15 protein-coding genes are annotated in these 14679 nt (G+C 70.9%); 9 read left to right on the top strand and 6 right to left on the bottom strand.

Annotated features, from left to right (window positions below; all coding sequences use genetic code 11):
* Nucleotides 1-12: 12 nt before the first annotated feature.
* From mmpB to BMZ82_RS17835, 3 genes are all read right to left on the bottom strand, one after another.
* Nucleotides 13-141 (bottom strand): morphogenic membrane protein MmpB, encoded by a 129-nt coding sequence (mmpB, locus tag BMZ82_RS41855; RefSeq protein WP_093776851.1) that lies wholly within the window; start codon nt 139-141, stop codon nt 13-15.
* Between the two features lie 142 nt (nt 142-283).
* The gene (locus BMZ82_RS17830) at nt 284-493 is read right to left on the bottom strand and encodes an acyl-CoA carboxylase epsilon subunit (RefSeq protein WP_093776853.1); all 210 of its coding nucleotides are present in this window, start codon (nt 491-493) and stop codon (nt 284-286) included.
* Nucleotides 494-503: 10 nt separating this feature from the next.
* The gene (locus BMZ82_RS17835; RefSeq protein ID WP_093776855.1) at nt 504-2126 is read right to left on the bottom strand and encodes an acyl-CoA carboxylase subunit beta; all 1623 of its coding nucleotides are present in this window, start codon (nt 2124-2126) and stop codon (nt 504-506) included.
* Between the two features lie 110 nt (nt 2127-2236).
* Here BMZ82_RS17835 and BMZ82_RS17840 point away from each other — a divergent pair, with 110 nt between their 5' ends.
* Both BMZ82_RS17840 and BMZ82_RS17845 read left to right on the top strand, forming a co-directional pair.
* Nucleotides 2237-3109: a biotin--[acetyl-CoA-carboxylase] ligase gene (locus BMZ82_RS17840; protein ID WP_093776857.1), complete on the top strand. Its 873-nt coding sequence runs from the start codon at nt 2237-2239 to the stop codon at nt 3107-3109.
* 94 nt (nt 3110-3203) lie between these two features.
* Nucleotides 3204-4358, top strand: coding sequence for an adenylate/guanylate cyclase domain-containing protein (locus BMZ82_RS17845; protein WP_093776859.1), 1155 nt, complete (start codon nt 3204-3206; stop codon nt 4356-4358).
* Between the two features lie 16 nt (nt 4359-4374).
* Here BMZ82_RS17845 and BMZ82_RS17850 read toward each other — a convergent pair whose 3' ends face one another.
* Nucleotides 4375-5109, bottom strand: a complete 735-nt coding sequence (locus BMZ82_RS17850) for a hypothetical protein (protein ID WP_256251965.1) — start codon at nt 5107-5109, stop codon at nt 4375-4377.
* Between the two features lie 196 nt (nt 5110-5305).
* Here BMZ82_RS17850 and BMZ82_RS17855 point away from each other — a divergent pair, with 196 nt between their 5' ends.
* The 3 genes from BMZ82_RS17855 (at nt 5306) to hutH (ending at nt 9006) form a co-directional block, all read left to right on the top strand.
* Nucleotides 5306-6112 carry an enoyl-CoA hydratase/isomerase family protein gene (locus tag BMZ82_RS17855; RefSeq protein ID WP_093776861.1) on the top strand — a complete coding sequence of 269 codons (807 nt, stop codon included), beginning with the start codon at nt 5306-5308 and terminating at the stop codon, nt 6110-6112.
* A 110-nt stretch (nt 6113-6222) separates the two neighbouring features.
* On the top strand, nt 6223-7365 hold the full coding sequence (locus tag BMZ82_RS17860; protein ID WP_093776863.1) for a GGDEF domain-containing protein: 1143 nt from the start codon (nt 6223-6225) through the stop codon (nt 7363-7365).
* Between the two features lie 102 nt (nt 7366-7467).
* Nucleotides 7468-9006, top strand: coding sequence for a histidine ammonia-lyase (gene hutH, locus BMZ82_RS17865; protein ID WP_093776865.1), 1539 nt, complete (start codon nt 7468-7470; stop codon nt 9004-9006).
* Nucleotides 9007-9055: 49 nt separating this feature from the next.
* On the opposite strand, the gene BMZ82_RS17870 is transcribed toward hutH, so the two are convergent.
* Nucleotides 9056-9853 (bottom strand): hypothetical protein, encoded by a 798-nt coding sequence (locus BMZ82_RS17870; RefSeq protein WP_093776867.1) that lies wholly within the window; start codon nt 9851-9853, stop codon nt 9056-9058.
* A 42-nt stretch (nt 9854-9895) separates the two neighbouring features.
* Nucleotides 9896-10240, bottom strand: a complete 345-nt coding sequence (locus tag BMZ82_RS17875; protein ID WP_177244534.1) for a cell wall protein — start codon at nt 10238-10240, stop codon at nt 9896-9898.
* A gap of 109 nt (nt 10241-10349) precedes the next feature.
* Between BMZ82_RS17875 and BMZ82_RS17880 the strand changes: the two genes are divergently transcribed.
* The 4 genes from BMZ82_RS17880 to BMZ82_RS17895 all read left to right on the top strand — a co-directional run bounded on the left by BMZ82_RS17880 (nt 10350) and on the right by BMZ82_RS17895 (nt 14584).
* Nucleotides 10350-10748 carry a hypothetical protein gene (locus tag BMZ82_RS17880; protein WP_093776871.1) on the top strand — a complete coding sequence of 133 codons (399 nt, stop codon included), beginning with the start codon at nt 10350-10352 and terminating at the stop codon, nt 10746-10748.
* A gap of 199 nt (nt 10749-10947) precedes the next feature.
* Nucleotides 10948-12213 (top strand): L,D-transpeptidase, encoded by a 1266-nt coding sequence (locus BMZ82_RS17885; RefSeq protein WP_093776873.1) that lies wholly within the window; start codon nt 10948-10950, stop codon nt 12211-12213.
* A 144-nt stretch (nt 12214-12357) separates the two neighbouring features.
* A complete protein-coding gene (locus tag BMZ82_RS17890) occupies nt 12358-13842 on the top strand; it encodes an ABC transporter permease (RefSeq protein ID WP_093776875.1) in 1485 nt (494 codons plus the stop codon).
* 55 nt (nt 13843-13897) lie between these two features.
* A complete protein-coding gene (locus tag BMZ82_RS17895) occupies nt 13898-14584 on the top strand; it encodes an ABC transporter ATP-binding protein (RefSeq protein ID WP_093776877.1) in 687 nt (228 codons plus the stop codon).
* Nucleotides 14585-14679: the final 95 nt, after the last annotated feature.

Below are 14679 nucleotides of genomic sequence, written 5' to 3' on the forward strand. Positions count from 1 at the left end.
GGCGCGGTGCCGTTACCTGAGGCCCAGCACGATCATGGCTACGACCATGGCCAGCGCCAGAAAGAGGCCGAGCCGTCTCAGGGACTCCTGCGTGTCGCGGAGTTCCTGAGGCGGCTCGTTCTTCGGGTCGGACCACAACATGCCACTAGCCTGCGGCTTGGCAGGGGAGTGCGCCTGAGTACGGGTACTTAATTCGCGCCCTGTGTTGTTCCTCTGTGCGCCCACGCGGCGGAGCCGCATATCGATACAGCCCCGCGCCCCCAAGAAAGAGGGTTGGCTGCCCCTAACTTGGCCAGTACGTGCGGGTCCATGCTGCCGCGCTCGGTTGCGGGACGCGTCGTGTCGCTATGCGGGACGGGTCGGACCACGCGTCCCTGGGGGTCGGTGCGTCGGACGGCATCGGTATGGCCGCCGCCGCGCGGGCTCGGACCACTGCCAGGGCGGCTGCCAGTTCCTCTGGGGTCGGGTTGCCCCGTAGGACCTTGATCGTCACAGCGGCTCCTTTAGAGGGGGATGTTGCCGTGCTTCTTCGGGGGCAGGGATTCCCGCTTGGTGCGCAGTTGACGCAGGCCGCGGACGATGTGGCGGCGGGTGTCGGACGGCATGACCACCGCGTCGATGTAGCCGCGCTCGGCCGCGGTGTACGGGTTGAGGAGGGTGTCCTCGTACTCCCGGATCAGCCGGGCGCGCACCGCCTCCAGGTCCTCGCCGGCCGCCTCCGCCTCCGCGATCGTGCGGCGGTGCAGGATGTTGACCGCGCCCTGAGCGCCCATCACGGCGATCTGGGCCGTCGGCCAGGCCAGGTTGATGTCGGCGCCCAGGTGCTTGGAGCCCATGACGTCGTAGGCGCCGCCGAAGGCCTTGCGGGTGATCACCGTGATGAGCGGGACCGTCGCCTCCGCGTACGCGTAGATCAGCTTGGCGCCGCGGCGGATGATGCCGTCGTGCTCCTGGTCGACGCCGGGGAGGAAGCCGGGGACGTCCACGAAGGTGAGGACCGGGAGGTTGAAGGCGTCGCAGGTGCGCACGAAGCGGGCCGCCTTCTCGGAGGCCGTGATGTCGAGGCAGCCCGCGAACTGCATCGGCTGGTTGGCGACGATGCCGACCGGGCGGCCCTCGACCCGGCCGAAACCGGTGAGGATGTTCGGCGCGAACAGGGCCTGCGTCTCGAAGAACTCGGCGTCGTCCAGGACGTGTTCGATCACCGTGTGCATGTCGTACGGCTGGTTCGCGCTGTCCGGGACGATGCCGTCCAGCTCCAGGTCCTCGCCGGTGACGGACAGGTCCGCCTCCTCCGGGAACGCCGGGGGCTCGCTGAGGTTGTTGGACGGCAGGTACGACAGCAGTTGCTTGACGTACTCGACGGCGTCCTTCTCGTCGCCGGCCATGTGGTGCGCCACGCCCGAGACGGAGTTGTGGGTGCGCGCGCCGCCCAGCTCCTCGAAGCCGACGTCCTCGCCGGTGACCGTCTTGATGACGTCCGGTCCGGTGATGAACATGTGCGACGTCTGGTCGACCATGACCGTGAAGTCGGTGATCGCGGGGGAGTACACCGCGCCGCCCGCGCACGGGCCGACGACGAGGCTGATCTGCGGAATGACACCGCTCGCGTGCGTGTTGCGGCGGAAGATCTCGCCGTACGCGCCCAGCGAGGCCACGCCCTCCTGGATACGGGCGCCGCCGGAGTCGTTGATGCCGATGACCGGGCAGCCCGTCTTCAGCGCGAAGTCCATGACCTTGACGATCTTCTGGCCGTAGACCTCGCCGAGCGCGCCGCCGAACACCGTGAAGTCCTGCGAGAACACGGCGACCGGACGGCCGTCGACCGTGCCGTAGCCGGAGACGACACCGTCCCCGTACGGACGGTTCTTCTCCAGGCCGAAGTCCGTCGAGCGGTGCCGGGCGAACTCGTCGAACTCGACGAACGAACCCTCGTCCAGCAGCAGGTCGATCCGCTCACGCGCCGTCAACTTGCCCTTGGCGTGCTGCTTTTCGACGGCGCGTGCCGAACCGGCGTGTGTCGCTTCCTGGATGCGGCGCTGGAGATCCGCGAGCTTGCCCGCGGTCGTGTGGATGTCGATCCCTGTGATCGCTGGGATCTCGGGACGCTCTTCCGGCTCGGACATCGGGATGCGGCTCCCTGCCTGCTCAAAAGGGGGGACGATTACTCACCCGTAGCGTAGTGCTGGCCCTGGGGATCGGCAGTGCGGCATTCAACACACCTAGGGTGGCTTGCATGACACCGCGAGATGCAGCAGACGCAGACGCAGGCGGCGGCCGCTGGTCCGATCTGGACCGTCCGCCCCTCGACGCCACGGCGCTGCGCCGGGCGCTGGTGCGCCGGGACGGGCTGTGGTCGGGCGTGGAGGTGGTGCAGCGCACCGGTTCCACCAACGCCGACCTGGTGGCGGCGGCGAGCGCGGGCCAGGCGGCCGAGGGCGCGGTCCTCGTCGCCGAGGAGCAGACGGCGGGCCGGGGCCGGCTCGACCGCCGGTGGTCGGCGCCCCCGCGCTCCGGGCTGTTCTTCTCGGTCCTGCTGACCCCGGACGAGGTGCCGGTGTCCCGCTGGGGCTGGCTGCCGCTGCTCACCGGGGTCGCCGTCGCGACCGGGCTGGCCCGGGCGGCGGGCGTCGACCTGGCACTCAAGTGGCCCAACGACCTCCTGGTGACCGTCGGGGACGAGGAACGCAAGGCCGGCGGCATCCTCGCGGAGCGGGCCGGCGAGGACTCGGTGGTCGTCGGCGTCGGCGTCAACGTCACCCTGCGCGCGGACGAACTCCCCGTACCCCAGGCGGGTTCGCTGGCCCTGGCCGGCGCGGCGAACACCGACCGGGACCCGCTGCTGCGGGCCGTCCTGCGGTCGCTGGAGGAGTGGTACGGACGCTGGCGGGCGGCCGGCGGCGACCCGGGCGCGAGCGGTCTCCAGGAGACGTACGCGGCCGGGTGCGCGACCCTGGGACGGAGGGTGCGGGCCGAGCTGCCGGGGGACCGGTCCCTGGTGGGCGAGGCGGTCGCCGTGGACGGCGACGGACGGCTCGTGATCGCCACGGAGGAAGGGGTGCAGGCGCCGGTGGGAGCGGGCGACATCGTCCATCTGCGGCCGGCGTGAGGGACCCCAACGGGACGGAGTGAGCTGGGGCACACCTGACGTAGAGTTGAGGCCGGTCGATACCTGGCCGCGGAAGATCGGAAGGGCAGCAGGCGTGACCGTCGACGACACGGGCTCCGGCGCGGGCGCGGACGGCCGGGAGAACCTGCCGGCCGCGGAACCCGGCGAGCCGGGCGACCCCGGTGAGGACCCGCATCCTCTCGCGCTGCGCCTCGAACAGCTCATCCTCGGCGCCGAGCGCCGCTACACGCCCTTTCAGGCCGCCCGCAGCGCCGGTGTCTCCATGGAGCTGGCGTCGCGTTTCTGGCGGGCCATGGGCTTCGCCGACATCGGGCAGGCCAAGGCGCTCACCGAGGCCGACGTCCTCGCCCTGCGGCGGCTGGCCGGTCTCGTCGAGGCGGGGCTGCTGAGCGAGGCGATGGCCGTGCAGGTGGCCCGGTCCACCGGGCAGACCACCGCCCGGCTGGCCGAATGGCAGATCGACTCCTTCCTGGAGGGCCTGACCGAGCCGCCCGAGCCGGGCATGACCCGCACCGAGGTCACGTATCCCATCGTCGAGCTGCTGCTGCCCGAGCTGGAGGAGTTCCTCGTCTACGTGTGGCGCAGGCAGCTCTCCGCGTCGGCCGGCCGGGTCGTGCAGGCCGCGGACGACGAGGAGATGATCGACCGGCGGCTCGCCGTCTGTTTCGCCGACCTCGTCGGCTTCACCCGGCTGACCCGCCGGATGGAGGAGGAGGAACTCGGCGAGCTGGTCGAGGCCTTCGAGACCACCTGCGCCGACCTGGTCGCCGCCCGCGGCGGACGCCTCATCAAGACCCTCGGCGACGAGGTGCTGTACGCCGCCGACGACGCGGGCACCGCCGCCGACATCGCGCTGCTGCTGGTCGAGACGATGAGCAACGACGACACGATGCCCGAACTGCGCGTCGGCATGGCCTTCGGCACGGTCACCACCCGGATGGGCGATGTGTTCGGCACGACCGTCAACCTGGCCTCGCGGCTGACGTCGATAGCGCCACGGGACGCCGTCCTCGTCGACAGCGCCTTCGCCGAGGAGCTGATCCGCACCGGCGACGCCCCGGCCTCCGAGGCGGACGCGGTGGAGGCCGCGGCCGCCGCCGAGAAGGAGGGCGAGGAGCCGCCTACGTACCGCTTCGCGCTCCAGCCGATGTGGCAGCGCCCGGTGCGCGGCCTCGGCGTCGTCGAACCCTGGCTGCTCACCCGGCGGCACGGCGTCGTCGAGGACTGACCTTCCACAGGAGCGTCTAGAGCTTGGGCACGGGTGCGGCCAGTGGGTCCACGCAGAGGCCGATGACGGGGACGCAGACGCCCGGCTGACGGGGCGGACGGGTGGGCTGCTGTGGCTGCGGCTGGGGCGCGGGTGCTGCCGTCGGCGGGGCGGACGCCGGGGGCGGCGTCGGTGCCGGTGTCGCGGAGGGGCGCGGGGCGGTGGTTTTCGTGGGCGCGGGGGCCGGGGTGTAGGTGGCGCCCGGGGTGAGCGACACGGACGTCGGTGAGCCCGGGGTGCCGGGGACGAGGCTGACCTCGGGCGTCGGGCGCGCGCTCGCGCCGCCCATGGGGCTGGGGGCGGTCGGGGTGGCTACGACGGTCGCCGCCGCGCCGGCCGAGCGGCCGGTGCCGGTGCTGGTACCGGTTCCCGTTCCTGTGCTTGTCCCTGTATCGGTGCCGTTCTCCGTGCCCGTGGCCGGGTCGGGCTGGGGTTCGGCCTCCGCCGCGCCGAGGCCGCCGACACCGACGCCGCCGCCGGAGTCGGGGGAGATGCGGACGAGGCTCAGTACCCCGGCGGCCAGCGCCAGGCCGCCCGCCGCGAACAGCACCTTGCGGGGGCGGGGCCGACGGTGCCGGCCCCGGGCGCGCGGGGCCCACAACTGGTCCGACCCCGGCCCTGACTCCGACCCCCATTCCGACCCCCATTCCGGCCCTGACTCCGGCTCCTGACGGGTCGTCGTCTCGTACTGCCTGGTCCGCGTGCTCGTCATCGCGTCCCCTCCCCGATGCGGTCGCGCCCCCGATGCGCCGGGGCGGACGCACGTTATGCGCTCCCGTGAGCGGTGCGGAGGGAGTTGGGCGGGATGTCACTCGTACGGGTGGGTGGGGCCCCTCTTTCGTCCGGGCGTCCCGGCTGCGATGATCGGGCGAGCGAGAGATGTTAACCGGCGTTAACTGGAGGGTGTCATGGGCGGCGAGGAGCGGTTCGGGGAGTTCGTGGTGGTGCGGCGGCACGGGGGCGGCGGGCATGTCGCGGAGCTGGCCCTCGACCGGCCGAAGGCCATGAACGCCGTCTCCACCGACATGGCCCGGTCGATCGCCGGGGCGTGCGCGGCGCTGGGCGAGGACCGGGACGTCCGGGTGGTCGTGCTGACCTCGACCAACGAGCGGGCGTTCTGCGTCGGCGCCGACCTCAAGGAACGGAACTCCTTCAGTGACGCCGAGCTGGTCCGGCAGCGGCCCGTCGCGCGGGGGGCGTACACCGGGGTGCTCGAGCTGCCGGTGCCCACGGTCGCGGCGGTGCACGGGTTCGCGCTGGGCGGCGGCTTCGAACTGGCGCTGGCCTGCGACATCATCGTGGCCGACGGCACGGCCGTGGTGGGGCTGCCCGAGGTGTCGGTGGGCGTGCTCCCCGGGGGCGGCGGGACGCAGTTGCTGCCGCGCCGGGTGGGGGCCGCCCGGGCGGCCGAGCTGATCTTCACGGCCCGCCGGGTGGCGGCGGCCGAGGCTCGCGAACTGGGGCTGGTGGACGTCCTGGTGGAGGAGGGGCAGGACAGGACGGAGGCGTTGGCGCTGGCTGCGCGGATCGCCGCCAACTCGCCGGTGGGGCTGCGGGCGGCGAAGCGGGCGCTGCGGCTCGGGCACGGGCTGGATCTGCGGGCCGGTCTTGAGGTGGAGGACGCGGCGTGGCGGTCGGTGGCGTTCTCGGGGGACCGGGCGGAGGGGGTGGCGGCGTTCAATGAGAAGCGGAAGCCGCAGTGGCCGGGCGAATGAGCCCCGGCTGCCGATGACCGGCTGCCGATAACCGGCTCCTGTGGGCGGCGACGTCACTCTAAGTGGTCCTTCATGTCTCTTTTTCACCTAAATATCCCTAGCCTGGGGAGATGGGTGAGGACAGACGCCTGGTGGCCGTGGTGGAGCTCGCGCAGGGGATGGCGGCGGCGCACACCCCCCGCGAGTCGTGGCGCGCGGCGGCCCTCGGGGCCTGCCGGGCGCTGTCCGGCGGGTTCGCCGCGCTCTCGGTGTGGGAGCGCGACCGCGGTCGGCTGCGGGTCCTGGCCAATGTGGGCGACCGGGCCGCCGACGAGGACGAGTTCCCGGACGACGAGGCCTACCCGGTTCACCAGTTTCCCGAGATCACCGAGTTCCTGCACGAGCGGTGGGTGGCCGGCGGTGAGCCCAACGCCTGGGTGGAGACGGCTCAGGGGCTCGCCGCCGGGCGGCCCGGCTACTGCCATCAGCGCGTCGCCGCGCTGCGTCGCCGGGGGCGCGGCTCCTGTGTGGTCGCGCCGATCGTGCTGCACGGCCGGGCCTGGGGTGAGCTGTATGTCGCCCGCCCCACCGGCACGCCCGTCTTCGGCCGCGCCGACGCCGACTTCGCGACCGTCCTCGCCGCCGTCGTCGCCGCCGGGCTCGCCCAGACCGAGCGGCTGGAGGAGGCCCGCCGGCTGGCGTTCACCGACGCCCTCACCGGTCTGGCCAACCGCCGCGCCGTCGACGTACGGCTGGAGGAGGCGGTCGAGCGGCATCGCGCCGAGGGGGTCGTCGTCAGCCTCGCGGTGTGTGACCTCAACGGGCTGAAGCGGGTCAACGACACCCTTGGGCACGCCGTCGGGGACCGGCTGCTGGAGCGGTTCGGGTCGGTGCTGTCGCTGTGCGGGGCCATGCTGCCCGGCGCGCTGGCCGCCCGGCTCGGCGGGGACGAGTTCTGTCTGCTGGCCGTCGGGCCGCCCGCCGACGACGTCGTCGAGGTCGCCGGTGAACTGTGCCGCAGGGCCGGGGAGCTGGAGCTCGGCGAGGGCGTGGCCTGCGGGGTCGCGTCCACCGAGGACCCCATCGGGCCGGTGTGCTCCGCCCGTCGGCTCTTCCGGCTCGCCGACGCCGCCCAGTACCGTGCCAAGGCCGTACGGGCCGCCCGCCCGGTGGTCGCGGGCCGCGAGGGTCCCGAGGACCCGGTCGTACGCCTGGCCGACGAGCCGTCGCGCGAGGGGGCCGCCGAGCGGCGGAGGTTCAGGGGGCGGCCCTGAGGCCGAAGTCGCCCCGGCGGGTGTGACGTATTCGGTAAGGGGTGAACCCCCCATCCACTGGTGACATCTTCGTCTTCACTGCGTACGCTCCTGAATATGGATATGCACACTGTGGTGGTGGGGACGTCCGGCGTGACCGCGTCCGACGTACTCGCGGTGGCGCGCGACGGCGCCCGCATCGAGCTCTCCGGGGAGGCGGTGGCGGCCCTCGCCGCGGCCCGCGGGATCGTGGACGCGCTGGCGGCCAAGCCCGAGCCGGTCTACGGCGTCTCCACCGGGTTCGGCGCCCTCGCCTCCCGGCACATCAGCCCCGAACTCCGCGCCCGACTACAGCGCAACATCGTCCGCTCGCACGCCGCCGGCATGGGCCCGCGCGTGGAGCGGGAGGTCGTCAGGGCGCTGATGTTCCTGCGGCTGAAGACCGTCTGCTCCGGGCACACCGGCGTGCGGCCCGAGGTCGCGCAGACCATGGCCGACATCCTGAACGCCGGCATCACCCCGGTCGTCCACGAGTACGGCTCCCTCGGCTGCTCCGGCGACCTGGCCCCGCTCTCGCACTGCGCCCTCACACTCATGGGCGAGGGCGACGCGGAGGGCCCGGACGGAGTCGTACGGCCCGCGGGCGAGCTGCTCGCCGAGCACGGCATCGTCCCCGTCGAGCTGCGAGAGAAGGAGGGGCTGGCGCTCCTCAACGGCACCGACGGCATGCTCGGCATGCTGGTCATGGCCCTCGCCGACCTGGACATGCTCTACAAGTCCGCCGACGTCACGGCCGCGCTGTCGCTGGAGGCCCTGCTCGGCACCGACAAGGTCCTCGCGCCCGAGCTGCACGCCATCCGCCCGCACCCGGGACAGGGGGCCAGCGCCGCCAACATGCTCGCGGTGCTCGCCGGTTCGGAGCTGACCGGGCATCATCAGGACGACGCGCCCCGCGTCCAGGACGCCTACTCGGTGCGCTGCGCCCCGCAGGTCGCCGGCGCCGGCCGCGACACCATGGCGCACGCCCGGCTCGTCGCCGAACGGGAGTTGGCGTCGGCCGTCGACAACCCGGTGGTGCTGCCCGACGGCCGTGTCGAGTCCAACGGCAACTTCCATGGCGCGCCGGTCGCCTACGTCCTCGACTTCCTCGCCATCGCGGTCGCCGACCTCGCCTCCATCGCCGAGCGGCGCACGGACCGGCTGCTGGACAAGAACCGCAGCCACGGCCTGCCGCCGTTCCTCGCGGACGACGCCGGCGTCGACTCCGGGCTGATGATCGCCCAGTACACGCAGGCCGCGCTGGTCAGCGAGTTGAAGCGGCTGGCCGTACCGGCGTCCGCCGACTCGATCCCGTCCTCCGCGATGCAGGAGGACCACGTGTCGATGGGCTGGTCCGCCGCCCGCAAGCTGCGCACCGCCGTCGACAACCTCACGCGCGTCCTCGCCGTCGAGCTGTACGCCGCCACCCGGGGCGTGGAGCTGCGCGAGGGGCTGACCCCGGCGCCCGCGACCCGCGCGGTCATCGACGCCGTACGCAAGGCGGGCGTCCAGGGCCCCGGCCCGGACCGCTACCTCGCCCCCGACCTCGCGGCGGCGGACGCGTTCGTACGCGCCGGAGGGGTCGTCACGGCGGCGGAGACGGTCACGGGGCCGCTGCGGTAAGGCAGTTGGGACGCAGCGGGGCCCCTGTGCGGTGCGGGAGCTGGCGGGGTTACTTGAGCTTGGCGATCTGGGCGTCGGCCACGGCCACGGGGATGGCACCCATGTCGCCGCCCTTCGTGAGCGCGGTGATGTTCATCGTGAAGAGGGTGGCGAGGGTGCCGCCCTTGCGGATCACCTCGGTGTGGGCGGTGATCGTCTGGCCCTCCACCACGATGTCCTGGGCGAACGCCACCGACTCGTCGCCCTTCCCGGAGCCCTTCTCCGCGGCGACCTTGGTGACCTTCGAGGTCTCGCCCTCGGAGGTGAAGCCGTACCCGCCGGCACAGGCCGTGACGCCGTCGGACAGCGCCTTGACGGTCTTCGCGGCGCCGTCGGCCTCGTAGGAGGAGAGGGCGACGAACGTCATGGTGAGGTCGAGGGCGTCCTCGACGTCCTTCGGCTGCTCGCTTGCGGCCGAACCCTTCTCCTCGGTGAGGCTGTTGGAGACGTTCGCCTCCGTGTCGCCCGGCGGGAGCCCGTTCGTGGCCCAGGCGAGCGGGGCGCACGCCGCCTTGTCGACCTTCACCGCCGACTTGCTGGTCTCGACGGCCTCGTCGTCGTCGACCTTGTAGCCCTTGAGGTCGCCCTGCGCGAGCAGCAGCTTCTTCAACTCGGCGACGGTGAGCGCCTTCGCGGCCGGAGCCGACGAGTCCGACGCGGAAGCCGAAGCCGAAGCCGATGCGGACGCGGACGTCTTGGAGTCCGCGGAGTTCTTCGAGCCCTCGCCGGAGCAGGCGGTGAGAAGGGAGAGCGACAGTGCGGCTATTGCGGCCGTGGAGCACAGCCGCGCCCCCGATGTTCTGTTCATGGCCGAACTATGAAGAACGTGTCAAAGAACAGTCAAGTTCATTTAAAAATCGAGACGTTCGCGACGAACCGAATACACGACGAAGCCTGCGCCCAGCGCGAGAAACGTGGTCCCGCCGACGACGTACGGGGTCGTGTCGAAGCTTCCGGTGTCGGCGAGCCGGATGCCGTCGTCGGCGGCCGTCGTCCGGGCCGTGGAAGCCGTGGACTGCGACGTCGCGTCGGACGTCGTCGTCGACACGGCCCGTGCCTGGGTCGTGACCTGCTTCGTCGGCTCCGTTCTGACCGGGGCGTCCTGGGACGCGTTGGCGGACGGGACGAACCACAGGGCACCCAGCAGGGTCCCCGCGGCGGTGGCGGTCAGCAACGGACGGCGGGCGGATGACACGGAATATCGATCCCCTTGTGACGCTGGCGAATTGGCCGTGTGGTCCGATGCTAATGAAAGGCGCGGGTCGTGGGAAAGTTGCGGGAGCTGTGAGCCGTACGCTCCGGCCATGAACACTGAAGAGACATCACGTTTTGTACGGCTTCGGGTGGAACTCGTCCTCGAGATTCACGAGGAGGACGCCGTGACCGCGGCGGCTCTGCGGAAGCTGGCCGGCGACGCGGAACTGCCGGACGACGAGCGCGCGCACGCCGAGTCCGCTGTGACGGAAGACACCGCGGAGTCCCTCGCCTACCTCGTCGACCCGTTCGACCTGGTCAGTCAGGTGCCCGGGGTCGAACTCCAGCAGGCCTCCTGGTCCAGCGAGCGGATCGACTACGACCCGGATTCGCCGGAGTGGGACCTCGACGAGGATGATGAGTACGAGGATGAGGGGTCCGAGGACGACGAGTCCGAGGGCGAGGAGTCCGAGGGCGAGGAGTCCGCGGAAGAAGTCCGTATCGGCTGAGCGTCTCGGGAAATTGTGACCCCGGACGGCAACCGCCGGCCGGGGTTCCTTCGTCTCTGACTGCGTCCCGTGTCACCCGAGTCACTCGCGTCGCCAAGGTGGCGTGCCCCACATCTTCGGGAAATGCGGAACGGGACGAACCGGTCGTGGCGTTGAACTGTTTCGACGGGAACTCTCGCGGGTTTTGTAATCGGCAACGATGGAGAAGCGTGTGATGACGGACAGTAGGCGGCGTCGGGGTCTCATGACGGCGTCCGCACTGCTCGGCGGTGTTCTGATGCTCTCTGCGTGTTCCGGCGGCGGCGACAGCGGCGCTTCCGACGGCGGAGGCGGCTCCTCGCAGGCCAAGGCCGACGAGGCGGCGGCCAAGAAGTCCTCCGAGGCCCAGATCAAGATCACGCCGGCGGACGGTTCGGACAACGCCTCCATCAACAACTCGGCGGCTGTCACGGTGAGCAAGGGCACGCTCACCACGGTGACGATGACCACCGCCGAGGGGACCGCGGTCGAGGGCGCGCTCTCCGCCGACAAGACCAGTTGGAAGCCGACCGGTCAGTTGGAGCGCTCCACCACCTACAAGGTGGCGGCCAGCGCGAAGGACTCCGCGGGCCTCGAAGCCCACGAGAACGCCTCCTTCACCACGGTCTCCCCGGACAACAGCTTCATAGGCAACTTCACGCCTGAGGACGGCTCGACCGTCGGCGTGGGCATGCCGGTGTCGATCAACTTCAACAAGGAGATCACCAACAAGGCGGCCGTCCAGAAGGGCGTCACCGTCACCTCCACCAGCGGCCAGGAAGTCGTCTGCCACTGGTTCTCGACCCAGCGCATGGACTGCCGGCCCGAGGACTACTGGAAGGAGAACTCCACCGTCACGGTCAAGCTCGCGCTCGACGGTGTGGAGGGCGCCAGTGGTGTCTTCGGTGTCCAGCAGAAGACGGTCACCTTCAAGATCGGCCGTAACCAGGTGAGTTACGTCGACGCGCAGACCAAGCAGATGAAGATCACGCACAACGGCGCGGTCATCAAGACCATCCCGATCTCCGCCGGCTCGCCCGAGAACAAGACGTACGAGGGCCAGATGGTGATGTCGGAGAAGTTCAAGGAGACGCGCATGAACGGCGCGACCGTGGGCTTCACCGACGACGACGGCAAGGGCGAGTACGACATCAAGGACGTGCCGCACGCCATCCGCCTCACCAACTCCGGCACCTTCGTGCACGGCAACTACTGGGGCGCGAAGTCCGTCTTCGGCTCGGTGAACACCAGCCACGGCTGCGTGGGCCTGTCCGACACCAAGGGTGCCAACGACACGGGCACGGCGGGCTACTGGTTCTTCACCAACTCGATCGTCGGTGACGTCGTGGTGGTCAAGAACACCGGCGACAAGACGGTCGCCCCGGACAACGGCCTCAACGGCTGGAACATGGACTGGGCGCAGTGGAAGGCCGGTTCGGCCGTCTGACCGACCCGACCGACAGTCCGCTCACAGCTTTCCGATGCCGCCCTCAGGGGCGGCATCGGTGTTTCCGGGCCCGGTCACAGCCTTCTCATCGTTCTCTTATGTCGGCCTTATGGCTTCATCACGCGGCGTACCTACCGTGCGGCCATGTTCTTCACCTACCTGAGGCGCGAACTGCGCCGCCGCAGAAAAGCGGCCCTCGTCGTCGCCTCCGGACTGGCGCTGGGCATCGCGCTGGTCATCGTGGTCACCTCCGTGTCGGCGGGCATGGGGAAGGCCCAGGACAAGGTCCTCCAGTCCCTGTACGGCCTGGGTACGGACATGACGGTCACCAAGGCCGCGACGCCCACCGCGAACGCCTCGGGCCGCCCGCGCTTCCAGTTCGACGCGCAGGACAACGACTCCGGCGCGCAGCAGAGCACCGACCGCGTCATGGTGCAGGGCTTCCAGACCCTGTCGAGCGCGACCGTCGCCAAGGTCGGCGAGCAGAGCGGGGTCTCCGACGCGGTCGGCGGACTGAGCCTGCGCGTGCTCAAGGTCGACGGCCAGTTCACCCGCGGCCAGTTCCAGCAGAACGGCAACGGCAGGGGTAGCGGTGGCGGCCGAGGCGGCTATGGCGGCAGGCAGGGCAGCGGCCAGCCGCAGGGTGAAGTGCGGGGCGGCGGCGCGGACTTCGACGTCGACAGCTACTCCGTCTACGGCACCGACGTCACCAAGCCCGCGCTCGGCCCGCTGACCTCGTCGACGATCACCGGCGGCCGTACCTTCAAGACGACGGAGAGCAGCGGCAAGGTCGCCGTCGTCGACTCGGCGTACGCCAAGGAGAAGTCGCTCAAGGTCGGCTCCACGCTCACCATCCACAGCGTGAAGTTCGCGGTGATCGGCATCGCCACGGCGGACAGCGGCGACGCCGCCGCCAACGTCTACCTTCCGCTGGCCCAGGCCCAGACCCTCAGCGACTCGAAGAACAAGGTCACCACGATCTACGTCAAGGCGACCGACTCGCAGCGGATCGACGGCGTCAAGTCGACCATCCAGAAGAACGTCTCGGGTACGACGGTGACGACCTCCGCCGACCTCGCCGACACCGTCTCCGGCTCCCTCTCCACGGCCTCCTCCCTCGCCACGAACGTCGGCAAGTGGCTGTCGATCGCGGTCCTGATCGCCGCGTTCCTGGTCGCCGGGCTGCTCACCTCCTCGGCGGTGTCCAGGCGCGTGCGGGAGTTCGGCACGCTGAAGGCGCTGGGCTGGAAGTCGGGCCGGGTCACCCGGCAGGTGGTCGGCGAGGCCATGGTCAACGGCTTGCTGGGCGGCGCTCTGGGCATCGCGCTGGGCCTGGCGGGCGCGTACGCGGTGACGGCGATCAGCCCCACGCTGCAAGCCCAGTTGGGCGGCGGCGGGGGAGGCGGCGGCCAGGGCGGTCCCGGTGGCTTCGGTGGTGGTGGCTTCGGCGGTGCGGGTCGTCGGGCGGCGGCCAAGACCCTCGACGTCGCGCTGACGGCTCCGGTGAGCGTCACGACGGTGGCCGTCGCGGTGGGCCTCGCCGTGGCCGGCGGCCTGATCGCGGGGGCGTTCGGCGGCTGGCGGGCATCACGACTGCGCCCGGCGGACGCACTGCGCCGAGTCGAGTAGCCACCACCACCCCTCCCAACGAACCCCCCTACGACCGACAGGAGTTGTAGTCCCCATGTACGAACTCAAAGGCGTCACCAAGCGCTACACCCGGGGCAAGGAGACGGTCCACGCCCTGGCCGGCGTCGACCTGACCATCCCGGACGGCGACCGGCTCGTCATCCAGGGCCCCACCGGCGGCGGCAAGTCCACGCTGCTCCAGATGATCGGCGCGCTCGACCGGCCGTCCGAGGGTGAGATCGTCCTCGACGGCGTCGACCTGGCCAAGCTCTCCGAGGCCAGGCTGACGAAGGTGCGCAGCGAGAACATCGGCTTCGTCTTCCAGTCCTTCAACCTCATCCCGACGCTCAACGCACAGGAGAACGTCGAGACCGCCCTCGTCCCGCTCGGCGTGAAGCCCAAGGAACGCCGCGAACGGGCCGCCGAGGCACTGAAGTCGGTGGGACTCGGCGAGCGGCTCGGACACCTGCCGTCCGAGATGTCCGGCGGCCAGCAACAGCGCGTCGCGATCGCCCGCGCCCTGGTGAAACAGCCGAAGGTACTCCTCGCCGACGAGCCGACCGGCAACCTCGACGAAAGCATGCGCGACGAGATCATGGACGTCCTGCACACCCTGTGGAAGGAACACGGGCTGACCTTCATCATGGTCACCCACGACTCGTCGATAGCGAAGAAGGCCCCAAGGGTGGCAACAATCCGCAAGGGCAAACTCACGGTGAAGGAGAACGCGAAAACGCCCTGACCGGGTCACACGGGGGAGTTCGGCCCGGGAATTTCAGCCCGTCCGGCACCGATCCAAGCGCTGGTCGGGTGTCTGCTTTTCAGCCCGTCCGGCGT

Source organism: Streptomyces sp. yr375, assembly GCF_900110755.1.
In the GTDB taxonomy this organism is placed as follows: Bacteria; Actinomycetota; Actinomycetes; order Streptomycetales; family Streptomycetaceae; genus Streptomyces.

Excerpts from the sequence above, each read along its gene's own strand:
- BMZ82_RS17890 (WP_093776875.1), top strand. The coding sequence starts at position 12,358 with ATGTTCTTCACCTACCTGAGGCGCGAACTGCGCCGCCGCAGAAAAGCG.
- BMZ82_RS17870 (WP_093776867.1), bottom strand. The coding sequence starts at position 9,853 with ATGAACAGAACATCGGGGGCGCGGCTGTGCTCCACGGCCGCAATAGCC.
- BMZ82_RS17880 (WP_093776871.1), top strand. The coding sequence starts at position 10,350 with ATGAACACTGAAGAGACATCACGTTTTGTACGGCTTCGGGTGGAACTC.
- BMZ82_RS17895 (WP_093776877.1), top strand. The coding sequence starts at position 13,898 with ATGTACGAACTCAAAGGCGTCACCAAGCGCTACACCCGGGGCAAGGAG.
- hutH (WP_093776865.1), top strand. The coding sequence starts at position 7,468 with ATGCACACTGTGGTGGTGGGGACGTCCGGCGTGACCGCGTCCGACGTA.
- BMZ82_RS17850 (WP_256251965.1), bottom strand. The coding sequence starts at position 5,109 with ATGACGAGCACGCGGACCAGGCAGTACGAGACGACGACCCGTCAGGAG.
- BMZ82_RS17885 (WP_093776873.1), top strand. The coding sequence starts at position 10,948 with ATGGAGAAGCGTGTGATGACGGACAGTAGGCGGCGTCGGGGTCTCATG.
- BMZ82_RS17860 (WP_093776863.1), top strand. The coding sequence starts at position 6,223 with ATGGGTGAGGACAGACGCCTGGTGGCCGTGGTGGAGCTCGCGCAGGGG.
- BMZ82_RS17835 (WP_093776855.1), bottom strand. The coding sequence starts at position 2,126 with ATGTCCGAGCCGGAAGAGCGTCCCGAGATCCCAGCGATCACAGGGATC.
- mmpB (WP_093776851.1), bottom strand. The coding sequence starts at position 141 with ATGTTGTGGTCCGACCCGAAGAACGAGCCGCCTCAGGAACTCCGCGAC.
- BMZ82_RS17855 (WP_093776861.1), top strand. The coding sequence starts at position 5,306 with ATGGGCGGCGAGGAGCGGTTCGGGGAGTTCGTGGTGGTGCGGCGGCAC.
- BMZ82_RS17840 (WP_093776857.1), top strand. The coding sequence starts at position 2,237 with ATGACACCGCGAGATGCAGCAGACGCAGACGCAGGCGGCGGCCGCTGG.